At 70.5% G+C, this 16863-nt stretch carries 19 protein-coding genes and 2 pseudogenes; 13 read left to right on the forward strand and 8 right to left on the reverse strand.

Going from position 1 to position 16863, the window contains the following annotated elements:
• Nucleotides 1-76 precede the first annotated feature (76 nt).
• On the reverse strand, nt 77-499 hold the full coding sequence (locus ACYUED_RS25980; RefSeq protein WP_491285532.1) for a PLD nuclease N-terminal domain-containing protein: 423 nt from the start codon (nt 497-499) through the stop codon (nt 77-79).
• Nucleotides 500-635: 136 nt separating this feature from the next.
• On the opposite strand from ACYUED_RS25980, the gene ACYUED_RS25985 reads away from it, so the two are divergent.
• From ACYUED_RS25985 to mqnP, 3 genes are read left to right on the forward strand one after another with little or no spacing between them, the layout of a single operon-like run.
• Nucleotides 636-1019 carry a hypothetical protein gene (locus ACYUED_RS25985; protein ID WP_491285533.1) on the forward strand — a complete coding sequence of 128 codons (384 nt, stop codon included), beginning with the start codon at nt 636-638 and terminating at the stop codon, nt 1017-1019.
• A 57-nt stretch (nt 1020-1076) separates the two neighbouring features.
• A complete protein-coding gene (locus ACYUED_RS25990; RefSeq protein WP_491285534.1) occupies nt 1077-2531 on the forward strand; it encodes a menaquinone biosynthesis decarboxylase in 1455 nt (484 codons plus the stop codon).
• The gene (gene mqnP, locus ACYUED_RS25995; RefSeq protein ID WP_491285535.1) at nt 2528-3430 is read left to right on the forward strand and encodes a menaquinone biosynthesis prenyltransferase MqnP; all 903 of its coding nucleotides are present in this window, start codon (nt 2528-2530) and stop codon (nt 3428-3430) included. The genes ACYUED_RS25990 and mqnP overlap by 4 nt, the downstream gene beginning before the upstream one ends.
• Nucleotides 3431-3653: 223 nt before the next feature.
• Here the strand turns inward: mqnP and ACYUED_RS26000 are convergent, their stop codons facing one another.
• Nucleotides 3654-4259, reverse strand: coding sequence for a rhomboid family intramembrane serine protease (locus ACYUED_RS26000; RefSeq protein WP_491285536.1), 606 nt, complete (start codon nt 4257-4259; stop codon nt 3654-3656).
• A gap of 90 nt (nt 4260-4349) precedes the next feature.
• On the opposite strand from ACYUED_RS26000, the gene ACYUED_RS26005 reads away from it, so the two are divergent.
• The 7 genes from ACYUED_RS26005 to ACYUED_RS26035 all read left to right on the forward strand — a co-directional run bounded on the left by ACYUED_RS26005 (nt 4350) and on the right by ACYUED_RS26035 (nt 9114).
• The gene (locus tag ACYUED_RS26005; protein ID WP_491285537.1) at nt 4350-5033 is read left to right on the forward strand and encodes a UbiX family flavin prenyltransferase; all 684 of its coding nucleotides are present in this window, start codon (nt 4350-4352) and stop codon (nt 5031-5033) included.
• 56 nt (nt 5034-5089) lie between these two features.
• Nucleotides 5090-5545 (forward strand): Lrp/AsnC family transcriptional regulator, encoded by a 456-nt coding sequence (locus ACYUED_RS26010; protein WP_491285538.1) that lies wholly within the window; start codon nt 5090-5092, stop codon nt 5543-5545.
• Nucleotides 5546-5598: 53 nt separating this feature from the next.
• Nucleotides 5599-6762 (forward strand): aminofutalosine synthase MqnE, encoded by a 1164-nt coding sequence (gene mqnE, locus ACYUED_RS26015; protein WP_491285539.1) that lies wholly within the window; start codon nt 5599-5601, stop codon nt 6760-6762.
• Nucleotides 6763-6793: 31 nt separating this feature from the next.
• A complete protein-coding gene (locus tag ACYUED_RS26020) occupies nt 6794-7444 on the forward strand; it encodes a UdgX family uracil-DNA binding protein (RefSeq protein WP_491285540.1) in 651 nt (216 codons plus the stop codon).
• A gap of 20 nt (nt 7445-7464) precedes the next feature.
• Nucleotides 7465-7989, forward strand: coding sequence for a GNAT family N-acetyltransferase (locus ACYUED_RS26025; protein ID WP_491285541.1), 525 nt, complete (start codon nt 7465-7467; stop codon nt 7987-7989).
• Between the two features lie 117 nt (nt 7990-8106).
• Complete coding sequence (locus ACYUED_RS26030) at nt 8107-8412, forward strand: DUF4229 domain-containing protein (protein ID WP_491285542.1); 306 nt, start codon at nt 8107-8109, stop codon at nt 8410-8412.
• Between the two features lie 51 nt (nt 8413-8463).
• Entirely contained in the window at nt 8464-9114 is a 651-nt protein-coding gene (locus ACYUED_RS26035) for a TetR/AcrR family transcriptional regulator (RefSeq protein WP_491285543.1), read from the forward strand.
• 30 nt (nt 9115-9144) lie between these two features.
• On the opposite strand, the pseudogene ACYUED_RS26040 reads toward ACYUED_RS26035, so the two are convergent.
• Nucleotides 9145-9511: pseudogene (locus ACYUED_RS26040) on the reverse strand (hypothetical protein); the annotation flags it as partial.
• A pseudogene (locus tag ACYUED_RS26045) lies at nt 9511-9738 on the reverse strand (SDR family oxidoreductase); the annotation flags it as partial. The pseudogenes ACYUED_RS26045 and ACYUED_RS26040, both read right to left, overlap by 1 nt.
• A gap of 303 nt (nt 9739-10041) precedes the next feature.
• Between ACYUED_RS26045 and ACYUED_RS26050 the strand changes: the two are divergent.
• Both ACYUED_RS26050 and ACYUED_RS26055 read left to right on the forward strand, forming a co-directional pair.
• On the forward strand, nt 10042-11781 hold the full coding sequence (locus ACYUED_RS26050) for an AMP-dependent synthetase/ligase (protein ID WP_491285544.1): 1740 nt from the start codon (nt 10042-10044) through the stop codon (nt 11779-11781).
• 103 nt (nt 11782-11884) lie between these two features.
• Entirely contained in the window at nt 11885-13804 is a 1920-nt protein-coding gene (locus ACYUED_RS26055; RefSeq protein WP_491285545.1) for an AMP-dependent synthetase/ligase, read from the forward strand.
• Nucleotides 13805-13939: 135 nt separating this feature from the next.
• Here ACYUED_RS26055 and ACYUED_RS26060 read toward each other — a convergent pair whose 3' ends face one another.
• Genes ACYUED_RS26060 through ACYUED_RS26070 form a run of 3 tightly spaced genes read right to left on the reverse strand, consistent with a single transcriptional unit; the run spans nt 13940 to nt 15700 of the window.
• Entirely contained in the window at nt 13940-14590 is a 651-nt protein-coding gene (locus ACYUED_RS26060) for a class I SAM-dependent DNA methyltransferase (protein WP_491285546.1), read from the reverse strand.
• A 58-nt stretch (nt 14591-14648) separates the two neighbouring features.
• The gene (locus ACYUED_RS26065; protein WP_491285547.1) at nt 14649-14963 is read right to left on the reverse strand and encodes an AzlD domain-containing protein; all 315 of its coding nucleotides are present in this window, start codon (nt 14961-14963) and stop codon (nt 14649-14651) included.
• On the reverse strand, nt 14960-15700 hold the full coding sequence (locus ACYUED_RS26070) for an AzlC family ABC transporter permease (protein ID WP_491285548.1): 741 nt from the start codon (nt 15698-15700) through the stop codon (nt 14960-14962). Before ACYUED_RS26070 ends, ACYUED_RS26065 begins: the two co-directional genes overlap by 4 nt.
• A 68-nt stretch (nt 15701-15768) precedes the next feature.
• Here ACYUED_RS26070 and ACYUED_RS26075 point away from each other — a divergent pair, with 68 nt between their 5' ends.
• Nucleotides 15769-16341, forward strand: a complete 573-nt coding sequence (locus tag ACYUED_RS26075) for a helix-turn-helix domain-containing protein (RefSeq protein ID WP_491285549.1) — start codon at nt 15769-15771, stop codon at nt 16339-16341.
• Between the two features lie 147 nt (nt 16342-16488).
• On the opposite strand, the gene ACYUED_RS26080 is transcribed toward ACYUED_RS26075, so the two are convergent.
• Nucleotides 16489-16692 carry a cold-shock protein gene (locus ACYUED_RS26080; protein WP_003992177.1) on the reverse strand — a complete coding sequence of 68 codons (204 nt, stop codon included), beginning with the start codon at nt 16690-16692 and terminating at the stop codon, nt 16489-16491.
• Nucleotides 16693-16863: the final 171 nt, after the last annotated feature.

Below are 16863 nucleotides of genomic sequence, written 5' to 3' on the forward strand. Positions count from 1 at the left end.
AGCACATCGCAGCACACGGCGGCGGGCGGTCACGGTGATCCGTGACCGCCCGCCGCCGCTCGCACGTACCCGCGCCTCACTCCTCGCCGTCGGGCTTCTGCTCCGTCTTCCCGTCCCGCTTCTCCTGCTCCTGGCGCCTGAGGGCCTCCTCGCGGCGGCGCAGATCGGCCTCCCAGTCCTTGAGCAGGGCCTCGTCCTTCTTGTTGTCCTCCTTGAGGGACTTCAGGAACTCGGGATTGTCGTCGGGTGCGACGAACTCGGCGCGGTGGTTGCGGTGCCACTCGGAAGGCGTGGAGCCGCTGGCCGGGACGGGCCCGCGGTACTTGCCCGCGACCAGCCAGGCGATCGGTCCGACCAGCACCTCACCGAACAGCAGGATGATGACGACCCAGACCACCTTGGGCAGCCCGCGCACCTGCTCCTCGGGGGTGTTCAGACAGTCGATGAAGGCATAGATCCACAGCGCCAGGACCAGCAGGAACGGCAGATACCTGATCATGGTGGTGCGATCCCCCAGGAGACGGTGACGGGGCGCTCGGCGGCCCCGGTGACGCGGTCAGGGTAGCGGGTGGGCAAAATCTCCACGATCAGGCGGTCGGCAGCCGTTGCCGGCAGACGCTACGGGGGAGGACACCTTGCATCCGGCAGCCGTCGAAGAACGCTTCCGTGCCGGCACGGACAGGCTCAGGAGCTGGGGTTTCGGCCTGCTCGGCCTGGCTGCGCTCCTGTGGGGCTACGCCGCCTGGCAACTGTTCAGGCCGTACGAGCTGCACTACGGGAAGTACGGGAACACGGACTGCACCGCACAGGCCTTCGCCGACCGGGAGGACGTGTACGTCGGCCGCAACGGTTATGAGGACGCGCGGCGCTGCGCCGCCGCCCGCGACTGGCCCAAGCCCGTGACCGCCCTCGTGCTGGCCACCCCGCTCGCCACCGTCGGCGGTGTGCTGCTGGCCACGGGTGTGGTGAGCGATCGGCTGCGGCGCCATGCGGCCGACCTGGAACGGGCCCGGGGCTGAGCGTCGGCGGGCGGGGCGGGCGTCGGATGCCCGAGGGGCTCGGCGATACTGGGACGCATGGCTTACGACGATCTTCGCTCCCTGCTCAGGGCATTGGAACGCGAGGGTGACCTCAAGCGCATCAAGGTCGAGGTGGACCCGTATCTGGAGGTCGGGGAGATCGTCGACCGGGTGCAGAAGTCCGGGGGTCCGGCGCTGCTCTTCGAGAACGTGAAGGGCTCCGCGATGCCCCTCGCGATGAACGTCTTCGGGACGGACCGACGGCTGCTCAAGGCCCTCGGGCTGAAGTCGTACGGAGAGATCAGCGAGAAGATCGGCGGGCTGCTCCGCCCCGAACTGCCGCACGGCTTCGTCGGCGTCCGCGAGGCCTTCGGGAAGCTCGGCGCGATGACGCACGTACCGCCGAAGAAGGTGAAGGAGGCCCCCGTGCAGGAGGTCGTCCTCACCGGCGACGACGTCGACCTCGACGCCCTGCCCGCGCTGTTCACCTGGCCCCAGGACGGCGGCTCGTTCTTCAACCTCGGGCTCACCCACACCAAGGACCCGGAGAGCGGCATCCGGAATCTGGGTCTCTACCGGTTGCAGCGCCACGACCGGCGCACCATCGGCATGCACTGGCAGATCCACAAGGACAGCCGCAACCACTACCAGGTCGCGGCGAGGCGGGGCGAGCGGCTGCCGGTCGCGATCGCCTTCGGCTGCCCGCCGGCGGTGACGTACGCCTCCACGGCCCCGCTCCCCGGCGACATCGACGAGTACCTCTTCGCCGGGTTCATCGCCGGCAAGCGGATTGAGATGGTCGACTGCAAGACGGTCCCGCTGCAGGTGCCCGCGCAGGCTGAGGTCGTCATCGAGGGCTGGCTGGAGCCCGGCGAGATGCTCCCCGAGGGCCCCTTCGGCGACCACACCGGGTTCTACACCCCGCAGGAGCCCTTCCCCGCGCTGAAGATCGACTGCGTGACGATGCGGAAGCGGCCGCTGCTTCAGTCGATCGTCGTAGGCCGCCCCCCGACGGAGGACGGTCCGCTGGGCCGTGCGACCGAGCGATTCTTTCTCCCCCTCCTCAAGATCATCGTGCCCGACATCGTGGACTACCACCTGCCGGAGGCGGGCGGCTTCCACAACTGCGCGATCGTCTCGATCGACAAGAAGTACCCGAAGCACGCCCAGAAGGTCATGCACGCAGTCTGGGGGGCACACATGATGTCCCTGACGAAGCTGATCGTGGTCGTGGACGCCGACTGCGACGTCCACGACCTCCACGAGGTCGCGTGGCGCGCGCTCGGCAACACGGACTACGCCCGTGACCTCAGCGTCGTCGAAGGCCCCGTCGACCATCTCGACCATGCCTCCTACCAGCAGTTCTGGGGCGGCAAGGCGGGCATCGACGCGACGAAGAAGTGGCCCGAGGAGGGCTACACGCGCGACGGCGGCTGGCCCGACATGGTCCTGTCCGACCCCGATACGGCGGCGAAGGTCGACCGCCGCTGGAAGGAGTACGGCCTTTCATGAGCAGCGCCTCCGCCGCGATCCCGCAGCCAGGACGCACCAAGGCGTTCCTCCGCCTGGTGATGATCGAGCACTCGGTCTTCGCCCTGCCCTTCGCCTACATCGCCGCGCTCAGCGCGATGTTCCAGTGGGACCGGAACATCCACTGGGGGCGGCTGCTCCTGGTCACCATCTGCATGGTGGGCCTGCGTACCTTCGCCATGGCGGTCAACCGGATCATCGACCGCGAGATCGACGCCCGTAACCCGCGCACGGCACACCGCGAACTGGTCACCGGCGCGATGACGGTGAAGCACGCCTGGACCGGCGCCCTGATCGCCCTGGTGGTCTTCCTGGGCTCGGCGGCCCTGCTGAACCCGCTCTGCCTCGCCCTGGCGCCCATCGCGGTGATCCCGATGGTGGTCTATCCGTACGGGAAACGCTTCACGAACTTCCCCCAGGCCATCCTCGGCCTCGCTCAGGCCATGGGCCCCATCGGCGGCTGGCTCGCGATCAGCGGGGAGTGGTCCTGGGACGCCACGATCCTCGGCCTCGCGGTCGGCATCTGGATCGGCGGCTTCGACCTGATCTACGCCTGCCAGGACGTCGAGACCGACCGCGAGATCGGCGTCCTGTCGGTCCCGGCCCGCTTCGGCATCCCGGCCGCCGTCTGGGGCGCCCGGGCCTGCCACACGGTGACCACGGCGCTCTTCGTCTGGTATGCGGTGGTGACGGACGCGGGCGGCTTCTTCTGGGTCGGCCTGATGATCGTCGCCGGCGCGTTCGTCTACGAGCACTCCATCGTGCGCCCGCACGACCTGACCCGCCTGAACCGGGCGTTCTTCAGCGTCAACGGCTTCATCGGGATCGCCCTGTTCGCCTGCGCGCTCCTGGACCTGCTGGTGCGCGGACTCACCGTGTAGCGGGACTGGCCGTGTGAGCGCCGGGGTGGTGGGGGGTCGGTGGCGGAGCCACGACGCCCTTGCCGGGCCCGTTGCCGGGCCCGTTGCCGGGCTCGTCGCCAGGCCGATGCTGCGCGGGCTCACCGTGTGGCGGGCTCATTGTGTGAGCGCCGGGGTGGTGGGGGTGGGCGGCGGAGTCAGGAGGCCGTTGGCGGGCTCGTCGCCAGGCCGAAGGTGCGCGGGATCACCGTATGAGCGCCGGGGCGGTGCGGGACCGGCGGCCGAACCAGAACGCCGTCGCCACGCCTGTCGCCAGGCCGATGAGGTGGGCCTGCCAGCTGACGCCCGTCTGCAGTGGGGAGAGGCCGAACAGGATAGAGCCGCCCCAGACCGCACCCACCAGCAGGCCGACCACGACGCCGAGCGGGCGGCGCTCCACGAAGCCGCTGACCAGCAGGAAGCCGAAGAGGCCGAAGATCAGGCCGGAGGCGCCCGCCGTGTTGCTGTGCGCCGGGGCCATGAGCCACACACCCAGCCCGTCGGCCACGATGACGACCAGGCACACCGCGGCGAACCGGCGCAGACCGCCCAGGGCCGCGAGAAAGCCCATGACCAGCAGCGGCACGCTGTTGGCGGCCACATGGGCGAAGCCGAAGTGGATGAACGCGGCCGGGACGACGTCGATCAGTTCGGACGGCTCGCGCGGTGTGATGCCCAGGCCGTCCAGTGCGTGGCCGCTGACCACGTCGACCACTTCCAGCAGCCACAGCAGCGCGATCCAGCCCACCATCAGCTTGGCCGCGGCCTTCGCGCGATCCGCGCGCGACCACTCGAGCTCCGTCCCCGACATGGCACCCCCACTGCTCCCTCGTCCCCTCCAGGGAACGCCCGGACCCCCTTGGCCGGTTCCCATCCCGCGACGCCGGATAGGCTCGGTGTCGTGAACCCAGTCAAGCCAGGAGAGACGCCGCGTACGCCTTGGATCGTAGGGGTCTCCGGCGCTTCCGGCACCCCCTATGCCGCCTCGGTGCTGCGCGCGCTGCTCGACGCCGGCGAGAGCGTGGACCTGGTGGTCAGCCGGGCCTCGCGGCTCACCCTGTTGGACGAGACGGGGATCCCCTTCCGGGACGCCCACTGGCAGGACGACCTGCGCGAATGGCTGTCCCGGGGCGCCGACGGAAAGCCCGGGACCTTTCCGGTGGGCATCGAGGGCGTACGGCACTGGAGCGCGGGGGATCTCGCCGCCGGCCCGTCCTCGGGGTCGTATCCGAGCAAGGGCATGCTGATCGTGCCCGCCTCCACGGCCTGCGTCGCCGGTGTCGCGCTCGGCCTCTCCAAGGACCTGTTGCAGCGGGCGGCGAGTGTCACCCTGAAGGAGCGCCGCCCGCTGGTCGTGGCCGTACGAGAGACCCCGCTCAGCGGCCAGACCCTGCGCCATCTCGTCACCCTGGACGACGCCGGCGCGAGTGTCGTGCCGGCCTCACCGGGCTTCTATGCGGGGGCGACCCACATCCAGGACCTCGTGGACTTCGTCGCCGGACGGGTGCTGGACGCGGCGGGCGTCGAGCACGGCCTCTACCGGCGGTGGAAGGGCGAACTGGGCGGCGGCGCACCGGGCCGGTAGCAGTACCTCTCACCTCTCATCACTTCGGGAACTCTTCAGCGGAAGGCTTCGATCGCATGGACGCGGTGGACAGGCAGCTCATCCAGGCCCTGAGGGAGAACGGCCGGGCCTCCTACGCGGAGCTGGGGCGCCTCGTCGGTCTGTCGGGACCCAGCGTCACCGACCGCATCAACCGGCTGGAGGCGGCCGGCGTCATCACCGGCTACCGCGCCACCGTCGACTCCGCCTCCCTCGGCCTCGGCGTCACCGCCCTCATCGGCATCTCGCTGTCCGACGCGGCCGACCACGAGGACGTGGCCGCCCGGCTGAAGGACCTCAGCGAGATCGAGGACTGCTGGTTCATCGCGGGCGACGACTCGTACATGCTCAAGGTGCGTTCCCCGGACGTCGACGGGCTGGAGAAGACCATCCGTCGGCTCAGCGGCACCAAGGGCGTGTCCCGGACCCGTACCACCATCGTGCTCTCCACGAAGTGGGAGAACCGGGTCGGGGAGCTGCCGGAAGAGGCGTAGACGTACGGTTGTCGAAGTGGTTTCTGCGGGGGTCGTCGGAGAGAGGTGTGGGCATGGACGTCGGGCTCAAGCGCGAGCTGGAGGAGAAGGTCAGGGCCGGTGAACGGCTGACCCGTGAGGACGGCGTCGCGCTGTACGAGTCGGACGACCTGGCGTGGCTCGGCGGCCTCGCGCACGAGGTGCGCACGCGCAAGAACGGCGACGTCGTCCACTTCAACGTCAACCGCCACCTCAACATGACCAACGTGTGCACGGCGTCCTGCGCCTACTGCTCGTTCCAGCGCAAGCCGGGCGAGAAGGACGCGTACACGATGCGCATCGAGGAGGCGGTGAAGCTCGCCAAGGCGATGGAGGGCGAGAACCTCACCGAGCTGCACATCGTCAACGGCCTGCACCCGAACCTGCCGTGGCGCTACTACCCGCGTTCGCTGCGGGAGCTGAAGGCCGCCCTGCCGGACGTCTCGCTCAAGGCGTTCACGGCCACCGAGATCCACCACTTCGAGACGATCAGCGGTCTGTCGGCTTCGGAGATCCTGGACGAGCTGATCGACGCGGGCCTGGAGTCGCTCACGGGCGGCGGCGCGGAGATCTTCGACTGGGAGGTCAGGCAGCACATCGTCGACCACCGCACCCACTGGGAGGACTGGTCGCGCATCCACCGCCTGGCGCACGAGAAGGGTCTCAAGACCCCGTGCACCATGCTGTACGGCCACATCGAGGAGCCCCGTCACCGCGTCGACCACGTCCTGCGGCTGCGTGAACTCCAGGACGAGACCGGCGGTTTCCAGGTCTTCATCCCGCTGCGCTACCAGCACGACTTCGTGGACCTGAAGGACGGCAAGGTACGCAACCGGCTGCAGGCCCGCACCCAGATGGCCACCGGCGCGGAAGCCCTCAAGACCTTCGCGGTCTCCCGGCTGCTGTTCGACAACGTCCCGCACGTCAAGGTCTTCTGGGTGATGCACGGCGTCCAGACCGCCCAGCTCGCCCTCCAGCACGGCGCGGACGACATGGACGGCTCGGTCGTCGAGTACAAGATCACCCACGACGCCGACAACTACGGCACGCCGAACAAGCTGACCCGCGAAGACCTCCTGGACCTCATCCGGGACGCGGGCTTCAGGCCGGTGGAGCGGAACACGCGGTACGAGATCATCAGGGAGTACGACGGCCCGGACGCGTCGCGTCGGGAGGCGCCGCAGCCGATGCGGGTGTGAGTCCTTCGGGGCGCGGGGGTACCCGGCGGGCGTGAGCCCTCGTACGACAGCGCCCGAGGACGCCTACACGGCCGAGCCCTTCCTCCCCGGCCGCGGCGGTCTCCCCGCCCTCCGGCGCGCCGCCGCCGACTGCCGGGGCTGTCCCCTGCACCGGGACGCCACGCAGACGGTGTTCGGCGAGGGCACCGCCCACGCGCGCGTCATGCTCGTGGGCGAACAGCCCGGCGACCAGGAGGACCGTCGGGGCAGGCCGTTCGTCGGTCCCGCGGGGAAGCTGCTGGACCGGGCGCTCGAAGAGGCCGGCATCGACCCCTCCGAGGCCTACGTCACCAACGCCGTCAAGCACTTCAAGTTCACCCGGGCCGAGCCCCGCAAGCGCCGTATCCACAAGGCGCCCACCCTGCGCGAGACGGCCGCGTGCGGGCCGTGGCTCGCCGCCGAGCTTGCGGTCGTCGAACCCGAGCTGATCGTGGTGCTGGGCGCGACGGCGGGGAAGGCACTGCTGGGCTCGTCGTTCAAGGTCACGCAGGTGCGCGGGACGGTGCTGGAGGAGGAGATCCACGGGCGCCGGGAGCGGCTGGTGCCGACCGTGCATCCGTCGTCGGTGCTGCGGGCGGACGACCGGGAGGCGGCGTACCGGGGCCTCGTCTCAGATCTCGAGGTGGCGGCGCGCCTGCTGTAGGTAATCCGTACTATGGCGCGGTGTCCCTTACTTTCACTCTTGACCCGGCCGTCGGCCCCGTCCTGCGGGACGGCATCCTCGACCTGTGGACCGACGTCTCCAACGCCGGTGGCTCCGTGGGCTTCGTGCCGCCCGTGGCGCGCGAGGAGATACGTCCCGAGCTGGTCAGGCACTTCGTGGGGATGGCCGAGGGGCGCACCCGGCTCCTGGTCGGGCACGACGAGGAGGGGCGGGTGGCCGCCACCGCCTTCTTCGGCTTCAACACCCATCGGCTGATGACGCACTGGGTGTGGCTGTACACGGTGATGGTGCACCCCCGGCACCAGGGCCGCGGCTACGGCCGCGACCTGCTGGCGGCCGCCGCCGACGCCGCCCGCGGCTTCCCCGGCACCGACGCGATACGGCTGACCTGCCGCGGCGGGAACGGCCTGGAGCGCTTCTACGGCTCCTGCGGCTACAAGGAGGTCGGCCGCATTCCCGGCGCGATCCGCGTCGCTCCCGGCGACGACCGGGACGACGTCTTCATGCTGCTGCCGCTCACCTGATCCCCGTCCGACCCCTGTCCGACCCCGTCCGCCTGCGTCCGACCCCCGTCGAAGATCGCAGGCCCGGCGTGCTTCACTGGACGGTGCCCCTTTTTGGAACCGGAAGAGTGGATTGACATGCTCCGCTACACGCTGATGCGCCTCGGGATCTTCGCGGGCTGCCTCGTGGTCGTCTGGGGCCTCGTCTACTCCGGCGTCGTCCCGCGCGGACTCGGTGACTCCAACGGCATGTGGGTCGTCCTGCTGTCCCTCCTGATCTCGGCCCCGATCAGCTTCGTGGTGCTGCGCAAGGAGCGGGACCGGGCCTCCGTACAGGTCGTCGAGCGGGTCGACCGGATGAAGGCCAACCTTGAGGCGAACGCCGCCCAGGAGGACGACGCGGACGACGCGGCGCGGGCGCAGGGGCAGACCTCGCGGTCGTAGTCGTTACGCGCGCGGGGGTTGGGAGTACGGCCGCCCAATTACCCTTGCCCCATGGGTGCCGTGAAGACCAAGCGGATGCCGCGCGCGGTCCGTGAGCAGCAGATGATCGACGCCGCCGTGCGGACCTTCGGGCAGCGCGGATACATGGCCGCGTCGATGGACGAGATCGCCGAACTGGCGGGCGTGTCCAAGCCGTTGGTCTATCTGTACCTGAACTCGAAGGAAGACCTGTTCACCGCCTGCATCCGCCGGGAGGCGAAGGCGCTCGTGCAGGCGGTCCGGGCCGGCGTACGGCCCGACGTGCCGGCCGACCGCCAACTCTGGGAAGGGCTGCGGGCGTTCTTCACGCACACCGGGCAGCACCCGGACGGCTGGGCGGTGCTGCACCTCCAGGCCCGTACCCGCGAACCGTTCGCGGCCGAGGTCACCGCGATGCGCGAGGAGATCGTCGCGTTCGTCACGGAGCTGATCGTGGTCGCGGCCCGGGAGGCCCACCGCGACCCCGACCTCCCCGAGCGTGAGGTCGCAGGCCTTGCCGAGGCCCTGGTCGGCGCCGCCGAGTCGCTGGCCGCCTGGGCCAACGCCACCCCCGCCACCACGGCCCGCCAGGCGGCGGCCACCCTGATGAACTTCGCCTGGGCGGGGCTGGGCAACCTCATGGAAGGGCGCCCGTGGGCGCCGCCCCCCACGCCGGAACCATGACACCTGTCACGCGGTAAGGCGGACGCCGGACGACGTACACGGCAAGTTCGTACGCCCCGGTGGCCGCCGTCGCCCGCCGCCGGGTGATCGCGATCGACGTGTGGACGAGACCGAGCAGCGGCAGCGGGAAGCCCCGGTCGCTCATCAGCCGCATGGCCAGCGGAAAGCCCAGCACATGCGGATAGGTGAGCGGCAGCGCGTCGTCGCCGGTCGCGAAGCCGCAGACCCGCTCGTACGCCGCGAGCCGCGAGAGGTCGATGCGCAGTCCGGGCAGGACGAGCCGGTCGCGGGGGAACTCGGCGTCCGGGCGCGGGCGTTTGAAGGGGGACAGCAGCGCACCGCGGGCGAGCAGGGGACCGAGCGCGGGGGCACCGGGCAGGACGACGGACACCGACATCACGCCCCCAGCAGACTCTGGCCGCAGACCCGTACCACCTGACCGTTGACCGCACCCGACGCCGTGAGCGCGAGCCAGGCCGTGGTCTCGGCGGCGTCCGCCGGAAGGCCGCCCTGGGCAAGGGAGTTCATCCGGCGCCGCGCCGCACGGATGAACAGCGGGACGGCCGCCGTCATGGTCGTCTCGATGAAGCCGGGTGCGACCGCGTCGGCCGTCACCCCGTGCCCTCTGGACCTCCACGGCAGATAGCGGTCGGCCATGTCCATAACTCCCCACGCGGACGGTCTACTTACTCCAAAGTCAGGTTACCCGAGGTAAGTAGAGGCCAGAAGGTGAAAATCGCTCACCATACCGCCCGGTAGGGCGCTATCGGCAAGAAAAGCCACGAGATTGCACATCCCCGACGCATCCCCACCGCCGGACAATCGCCGGACTTCCACCGCCTCATCACGCGAGCGCCGTACGATCTCCTCCCCTGACCTGCGGCAACTCTCGTGCAGGGCACCTCCGTTGAACCTCTGGGATCGCCCGTGTCCACCTCGCACCCGTCCACACCGGTGGCGGTCCACTCCACGACGTACGACGGCACGCCGGTTCTCGTGGAGCCCGAACTCCTGCGGCAGGACGGAAAGGTGCGCGAGGTCTCCGTACCGCCCTTCGTCCCGCGGCTGACGCACGGTTCGCTCGCCGACCTGCCCTTCGACAACGCGCGCATCGCCCCCGGCGACAACGTCCTCAGCCGCAGGACCGAGTCGGGCCGGTGGTCGGACGTGACGGCGGCCGGGTTCGCCGACGAGGTACTGGCGGTGGCGAAGGGCCTGATCGCCGAGGGGCTGGCCCCCGGGGACCGCATCGCCGTCATGGCACGGACCGTCTACGAGTGGACGCTCCTCGACTTCGCCGCCTGGGCCGCGGGCCTCGTCACCGTGCCGATCTACCCCACCTCCTCCGCCTTCCAGGCCCGGTGGATCCTCCAGGACTCCGGCGCCGCCGCGCTCGTCACGGAGACCGCCGCGCAGGCCGCGACCCTGGGCCCCGAACTCGACCGGGTGCCGGACCTGCGGCACCTGTGGGTCATCGAGAGGGGCCATGTGGAGCGCCTGGGCGAGTACGGCGCACAGGTGCCGGACCAGGAGGTGGCCGTACGGCGCGGGATGCTCGGCCCGGACACCCTGGCCACCGTCGTCTACACGTCGGGCACCACCGGCCGCCCCACGGGCTGCGCGATCACGCACGGCAACTTCTTCGCGGAGATCGACAACGCTGTCGAACTCCTCTATCCCGTGTTCCGGGCGCGCACGAGCGAGGAGGCCGCGGTCCTGCACTTCCTGCCGATGTCGCACATCTTCGGGCGCATGGTGGCGGTCGCCTGTATCCGCGCCCGGGTGCGCCTCGGGCACGCGCCGAGCCTGAAGTCGGAGGAACTGCTGCCCGACCTGGCGAGCTTCCGGCCGACCTGCCTGGTCGCCATCCCGTACATGCTGGAGAAGGTGTTCAACGTGGCCCGCGCGAGGGCCGAGGCCGGTGGCCGGGTCACGTCCTTCGACCGCGCGGTGGGCGTGGCCTGCCGCTACGGCGAGGCGAAGGAGGCCGGCAAGGCGGGCACGGGCCCCGGCCCGAGTGCCTCACTGAAGGCGGCCCGCTCCTTCTACGACCCGCTCGTCTACCGCCGTATCCGCAACGCCATGGGCGGCAGGGTCCGCTACATGATCTCCGGCGGCTCCCCACTGGGCCGACGGCTCGCCTCCTTCTACGCCGGAGCCGGCATCGAGATCTACGAGGGCTACGGCCTGACGGAGACGACGGGCGCGTCCACCGTCTCCCCGCCCCTGAAGCCCCGCCTGGGCACGGTGGGCTGGCCGCTGCCCGGCACCAGGGTCCGCATCGCGGCCGACGGCGAGATCCTGCTGGCCGGCGACCACGTGCTGCGCGGCTACTGGGACCTGAGCGCGGGCGGGGTCGTCCCGGCGACCGTCGACGGCTGGCTCGCCACCGGCGACATCGGGCAGCTGGACGAGGAGGGCTACCTCACCATCACCGGCCGCAAGAGCCGACCTGATCCGCCGGACACCCCCCCAGGAGCGCGGGGGAACGGCGCAATCGTTCAGGGGCGCGGGGCTGTATCGATATGCGGTTCCGCCACGTGGGCGCGACCAGCGACGACGATCCCGCAGACGACAAACGGGCAGGCCACGGCACAACCCCACCGCAAAACCCCCGGAGGGCCCGCACCAACTCCCCATCCGGGCATCGTACGATCGCCGTTCTAACCCGCGGTAACCCTTGAGCCGCGCACCGCCGGTGAACGTCTCGGCACGCACTGCACGTACATCACAGCAGAGCGGAATCGAGCTGCACGCCCCAGGAGCTGCCATGTCCGTGTCCGTGCCCTACCCGTCCGCGTCCGACTACGACGGTGTGCCCCAACTCGTCGAGCCCGAGATCCGGCGGCTGGGCGGGGAGGTGCGCGAGGCGTCCGTGCCGCCGCTCGTCGCGCCGCCCACCCACGGCTCGCTCGCCGACCTGCCGTTCGACAACGCGGACGCCGCGCCCGACGCGCGCGTCCTCAGCCACCGTACGCAGGACGGGGACTGGGCGGACGTGACGGCGGCGGAGTTCGCGGCGCAGGTCATGTCGCTGGCCAAGGGGCTGATCTCGGAAGGGCTGGTCCCCGGCGACCGTATCGCCGTCATGGCGCGGACGATCTACGAGTGGACGCTCCTCGACTTCGCCGCCTGGGCCGCGGGCCTCGTCACCGTGCCGATCTACCCCACGTCCTCCGTCTTCCAGACGCGGTGGATCCTCCAGGACTCCGGCGCCGTCGCCCTGGTGACCGAGAACGTGGGCCAGGCCGCGGCCCTCGGCCCGGAGTTGAGCCGGCTGCCCGACCTGCGCCACATGTGGATCGTCGAGAAGGGGCACCTGGAGCGCCTGGCCGAACTCGGGGCGCCCGTCCCCGAGCAGGAGGTCGCCGTACGGCGCGGCATGCTGGTCCCCGACACGCTCGCCACCGTGATCTACACCTCGGGCACCACCGGCCGCCCCAAGGGCTGCGTGCTCACGCACGGCAACTTCCTCTCGGAGGTCGACAACGCGACCGAACTCCTCTACCCGATCTTCAAGTCGAAGTCGACGGAGGACCCGGCCACCCTCCTCTTCCTCCCCATGTCGCACGTCTTCGGCCGCATGGTGGCGATCGCCTGCATCCGGGCCCGGGTCCGCCTGGGCCACGCACCGGGCCTGGACGCGGAAGGCCTCCTGGCCGACCTGGCCACGTTCCGCCCGACCTTCCTCCTCTGCATCCCCTACATGCTGGAGAAGATCTACAACAACGCGCGGGCCAAGGCGGAGTCCGGCGGCCGTGCGTCCGCCTTCGACCGCGCGGCGAGTGTCGCCGTCCGCTACGGCGAGGCGATGGAGGCCCGCCACGCCGGCACGGGCTCCGGCCCGAGCGCCGCACTGAAGACGTCCCGTGCCTTCTACGACCAGCTCGTCTACCGCCGCATCCGCAACGCCATGGGCGGCAGGATCCGCCACCTCATCTCCGGCGGCTCCCCGCTCGGCCGCCGCCTCGCGGCCTTCTACGCGGGCGCGGGCATGGAGATCTACGAGGGGTACGGTCTCACCGAGTCCACCGGCGCCGCCACGGTCACCCCACCCCTCAAACCCCGCCTGGGCACGGTCGGTTGGCCGATGCCCGGCACGAAGGTCCGTATCGCGGCCGACGGCGAGATCCTGCTCAGCGGCGGCCAGGTCTTCCGCGGCTACTGGGACCCGCAGGGCGGCGGGGTGATCCCGGCCCAGACGGACGGCTGGTTCCCGACCGGCGACATCGGCCGCCTGGACGACGAGGGCTACCTCACCATCACCGGCCGCAAGAAGGAGATCCTGATCACCGCGGGCGGCAAGAACACCGCGCCGGCCCCCCTGGAGAACTGGCTCCGCTCGCACCCCCTGATCTCCCAGTGCATGGTCGTCGGGGACCGCCGCCCCTACATCGCCGCGCTCATCACCCTGGACATGGAGGGCGTCAGCCACTGGCGCCGGATGAACGGCAGGCACCCCGTTCCCGCCGAACTCCTGGTCGACGACGACGAGTTGAAGGCGATCCTGCAGCGAGCGGTGGACGAGGCGAACAAACTGGTCTCCCGCCCGGAGTCCATCCGCCGCTTCGTCATCGTCCCCGGGGACTTCACGGAGGAGGCGGGCCATCTCACGCCGTCGATGAAGCTGCGCCGGGAGACGGTGATGCGCGACTTCGCGGCGCACGTGGAGGCGTTGTACGAGCGCTGAGCCGCCCGCCCGCCCCCGTCACACGGTGAGCCCGGGCAGGGGCCCCTCGGTGGGAGGTGCCCCCACTCGCCGCACCGGGCAATAGCACCCGACGCCGCCCCCTCACGGGCAAACGTCGCCTGCCGGGTTACGGGCCTACGCGCGGGGCTTGCGGGCGATGAGGCAGGCCTGCGGGACCGGCTCCGCGAGCTCCTCGTCCGGTTCGCGCACGGTCCGGGACAGCAGCGTGAACCCGGCCTCCGTCAGCAGGTCCGCCATGTGTTCCGGGCGGCGCCGCTGGAAGTCCAGCGAGACCGGGTGGCCCCACGGGTTGTCGTGGCGGCGCGGTAGGTCTCCGGCCTGGAAGGCGAGCAGGAGGTGACCGCCGGGGGCCAGCACACGGTGGAACTCGGCGAACAGGGACGGGAGCCGGTCCACAGGGGTGTGGATGGAGGAGTAGTAGGAGACGACACCGGCCAGGCTGCCGTCCGCATGGTCTAGGTCCAGCATCGACCCCTGGTCGAACCGCAGCCCCGGGTTCTCGCGGCGCGCGATCGACAGCATCCCCTCCGACAGGTCCAGCCCGAACACCTGCAGACCGAGCGAGGCGAGATACCCGGTGGTCCGGCCCGGTCCGCATCCAAGGTCGGCCACGGGCCCGTCACCGCCCACGAGTTCGGCGTAGGCGGTGAGCAGGGCCCGGTCCAGGGGCCGGTGGGTGAGCCCGTCGCGGAACTGGTCGGCGTAGTCGTCGGCCACGGCGTCGTAGAAGGTGCGGGTGGCGTTGAGGAAGTCGGTGTCGGTCATGGCCGGGGACGCTACCCGCGGCCACTGACAGCCCCGCCCCGCCCCGGCACCCGGCCGCTCACCCCACCCCGGCCATCCGCAGCACCGCGGTGGTCACCGCCGCCCCCAGCACCACCACCGCGAACGGCGCCCGCCGCCAGGCCAGCACACCCGCCACCAGCACCCCGCCCGGCCGCGCCCACCCGGCGAACCCGCCGCCCTCGGTCAGCGCCCCCGTCGCCAGCAGCGCGACGAGCAGGACGACCGCGCCGGCCGCCATCAACTCCTGGAGCCGTACCGGGAGTTCCACCCGCCCGTGCAACACGGGCCCCACCAGCCGGAAGGCGTACGTCCCCACTGCCAGAGCCAGGATCAGCGCAACGGTCGCGTTCATTTCGCCACCTCCTTACGGCCGTACACGAAGAGTCCGGCCAGTGCCATCAGCACCGGCACCCCCGCTGGAACGGCCGGCGTCACCGCCAGGGCGACTGCGGCACCGAGCAGCGCACACCGGCGTATCCGCGCGTCCTCGCGCAGGGTGGGCAGGACCAGCGCCACGAGCACCGCGGGGAAGGCCGCGTCCAGGCCGTACGCCGCCGTGTCCCCGAGGGCGTCCCCGGCCAGCGCTCCGGCCAGGACGCCCACGTTCCACACGACGAACAGGCCGATGCCCGAGACCCAGAACGCCGCCCGGCGCCGTACCGGATCCGGCTGGGCGAGAGCGAAGGCCACCGTCTCGTCGGTGACCAGATGGGCGCCCAGCAACCGCGCCGCGCGCCCCCGGCCGAGGATGTCCGCCACCGCGAGGCCGAACGCCGCCGTCCGGGTGTTCAGGAGCAGGCCCGTGGCGGCCGCGGCGAATGGACCGCCCCCGGCCAGCAGCACGCCCACCGCGCTGAACTGGGCCGATCCCGCGTACACCACCAGCGACATCACCACCGGAACCCACACCGGCAGACCGCCGGCCACGGAGATCGCGCCGAAGGACACACCGACGATGCCGCTCGCGAGCCAGACGAGTGAGCTGTCACGGACGAGGTCATTGCTGATGCCTCTGCGAAGTCCCCTGCCGATGCCTCTGCCGATGCCACTGCCGGGACCCTTGCCGAGTGTTCGTTGCAGCGAACGCATGTTCTCTAGAATGGACAGCAGCTACTGTGTTCGTCAAGGCGAACGATCGTACCGATGGAGCGAACAACATGTCCGACGCGCCGCCTCCGCCCTCCCGTCTCCCCCTCGACTGGATCGCCGCGGCGCTGAGGCGCGAGCGCACCCGGGCCGGGCTCTCCCTGTCCGAGCTGGCCAAACGGGCCGGGATCGCCAAGTCCACGCTGTCCCAGCTGGAGGCGGCGAGCGGGAATCCGAGCATGGAGACGATCTGGGCGCTGGCGGTGGCGCTCGGCGTGCCGTTCAGTGCGCTGGTGGAGCCGCCGGCTCCGGCCGTTCAGGTGATCCGGGCAGGTGAGGGGCCCACTGTGCACTCCGAGCAGTCCAGCTATCTGGCCACCCTGCTGTCGGCAAGCCCGCCGGGAGCCCGCCGGGACATTTACTCCGTCCGGCTGGAGCCCGGCACCGTCCGCGACTCCCGACCGCACATTCCGGGGACCGTCGAACACATCGTGGTCAGTGCCGGCCGGGTGAAGGCGGGCCCGCCGGACGAACAGGCGGAGCTCGGCCCGGGGGACTACATGGCCTACCGGGGAGACGTGCCGCACAGGTACGAGGCGCTGGCACCCGGGACGGCATTCGTGCTGGTGATGCAGCACGTGTGAACTCTCGCGCATGACACGTGCGCGTTCTCGCGTATGAGCTGTGTGGCTGTGGGGGAAAGGCAGGAGCCCCGTTGCCTTGCGGCACGGGGCTCCTTGGGTACTGCTATCTGTTCCGGATCAAAGCACCATGCTCCGAAGACCGAAGACTCAGACGGGGGTGACGTTCTCCGCCTGCGGTCCCTTCGGACCCTGGGTCACGTCGAAGGAGACCTGCTGGTTCTCCTCCAGCGAACGGAAGCCGCTCGCATTGATCGCCGAGTAGTGAACGAAGACGTCGGGGCCGCCGCCTTCTTGGGCGATGAAGCCAAAGCCCTTTTCGGCGTTGAACCACTTCACGGTTCCGGTAGCCATAAGCCCTCCTTGGGCCCAAAGGGTTGCCCTGCTCCAGAACCCTGCAAGTGTGAAAACAAGTCCCGCACTACTGCATACGTCTGAAAACGACTAGAGCCCGCGGTTACATGCTCCGCAGGCTCTGTACTGCAAGGGAAACCAAACTGCAACTTGCGGCGAGCCTAGCACGCA

Source organism: Streptomyces sp. DF42, assembly GCF_058267695.1.

Excerpts from the sequence above, each read along its gene's own strand:
- ACYUED_RS26065 (WP_491285547.1), bottom strand. The coding sequence starts at position 14,963 with ATGAACGCGACCGTTGCGCTGATCCTGGCTCTGGCAGTGGGGACGTAC.
- mqnE (WP_491285539.1), top strand. The coding sequence starts at position 5,599 with ATGGACGTCGGGCTCAAGCGCGAGCTGGAGGAGAAGGTCAGGGCCGGT.
- ACYUED_RS25990 (WP_491285534.1), top strand. The coding sequence starts at position 1,077 with ATGGCTTACGACGATCTTCGCTCCCTGCTCAGGGCATTGGAACGCGAG.
- ACYUED_RS26000 (WP_491285536.1), bottom strand. The coding sequence starts at position 4,259 with ATGTCGGGGACGGAGCTCGAGTGGTCGCGCGCGGATCGCGCGAAGGCC.
- mqnP (WP_491285535.1), top strand. The coding sequence starts at position 2,528 with ATGAGCAGCGCCTCCGCCGCGATCCCGCAGCCAGGACGCACCAAGGCG.
- ACYUED_RS26075 (WP_491285549.1), top strand. The coding sequence starts at position 15,769 with ATGTCCGACGCGCCGCCTCCGCCCTCCCGTCTCCCCCTCGACTGGATC.
- ACYUED_RS26055 (WP_491285545.1), top strand. The coding sequence starts at position 11,885 with ATGTCCGTGTCCGTGCCCTACCCGTCCGCGTCCGACTACGACGGTGTG.
- ACYUED_RS25980 (WP_491285532.1), bottom strand. The coding sequence starts at position 499 with ATGATCAGGTATCTGCCGTTCCTGCTGGTCCTGGCGCTGTGGATCTAT.
- ACYUED_RS26080 (WP_003992177.1), bottom strand. The coding sequence starts at position 16,692 with ATGGCTACCGGAACCGTGAAGTGGTTCAACGCCGAAAAGGGCTTTGGC.
- ACYUED_RS26070 (WP_491285548.1), bottom strand. The coding sequence starts at position 15,700 with ATGCGTTCGCTGCAACGAACACTCGGCAAGGGTCCCGGCAGTGGCATC.
- ACYUED_RS26060 (WP_491285546.1), bottom strand. The coding sequence starts at position 14,590 with ATGACCGACACCGACTTCCTCAACGCCACCCGCACCTTCTACGACGCC.
- ACYUED_RS26010 (WP_491285538.1), top strand. The coding sequence starts at position 5,090 with ATGGACGCGGTGGACAGGCAGCTCATCCAGGCCCTGAGGGAGAACGGC.
- ACYUED_RS26035 (WP_491285543.1), top strand. The coding sequence starts at position 8,464 with ATGGGTGCCGTGAAGACCAAGCGGATGCCGCGCGCGGTCCGTGAGCAG.
- ACYUED_RS26030 (WP_491285542.1), top strand. The coding sequence starts at position 8,107 with ATGCTCCGCTACACGCTGATGCGCCTCGGGATCTTCGCGGGCTGCCTC.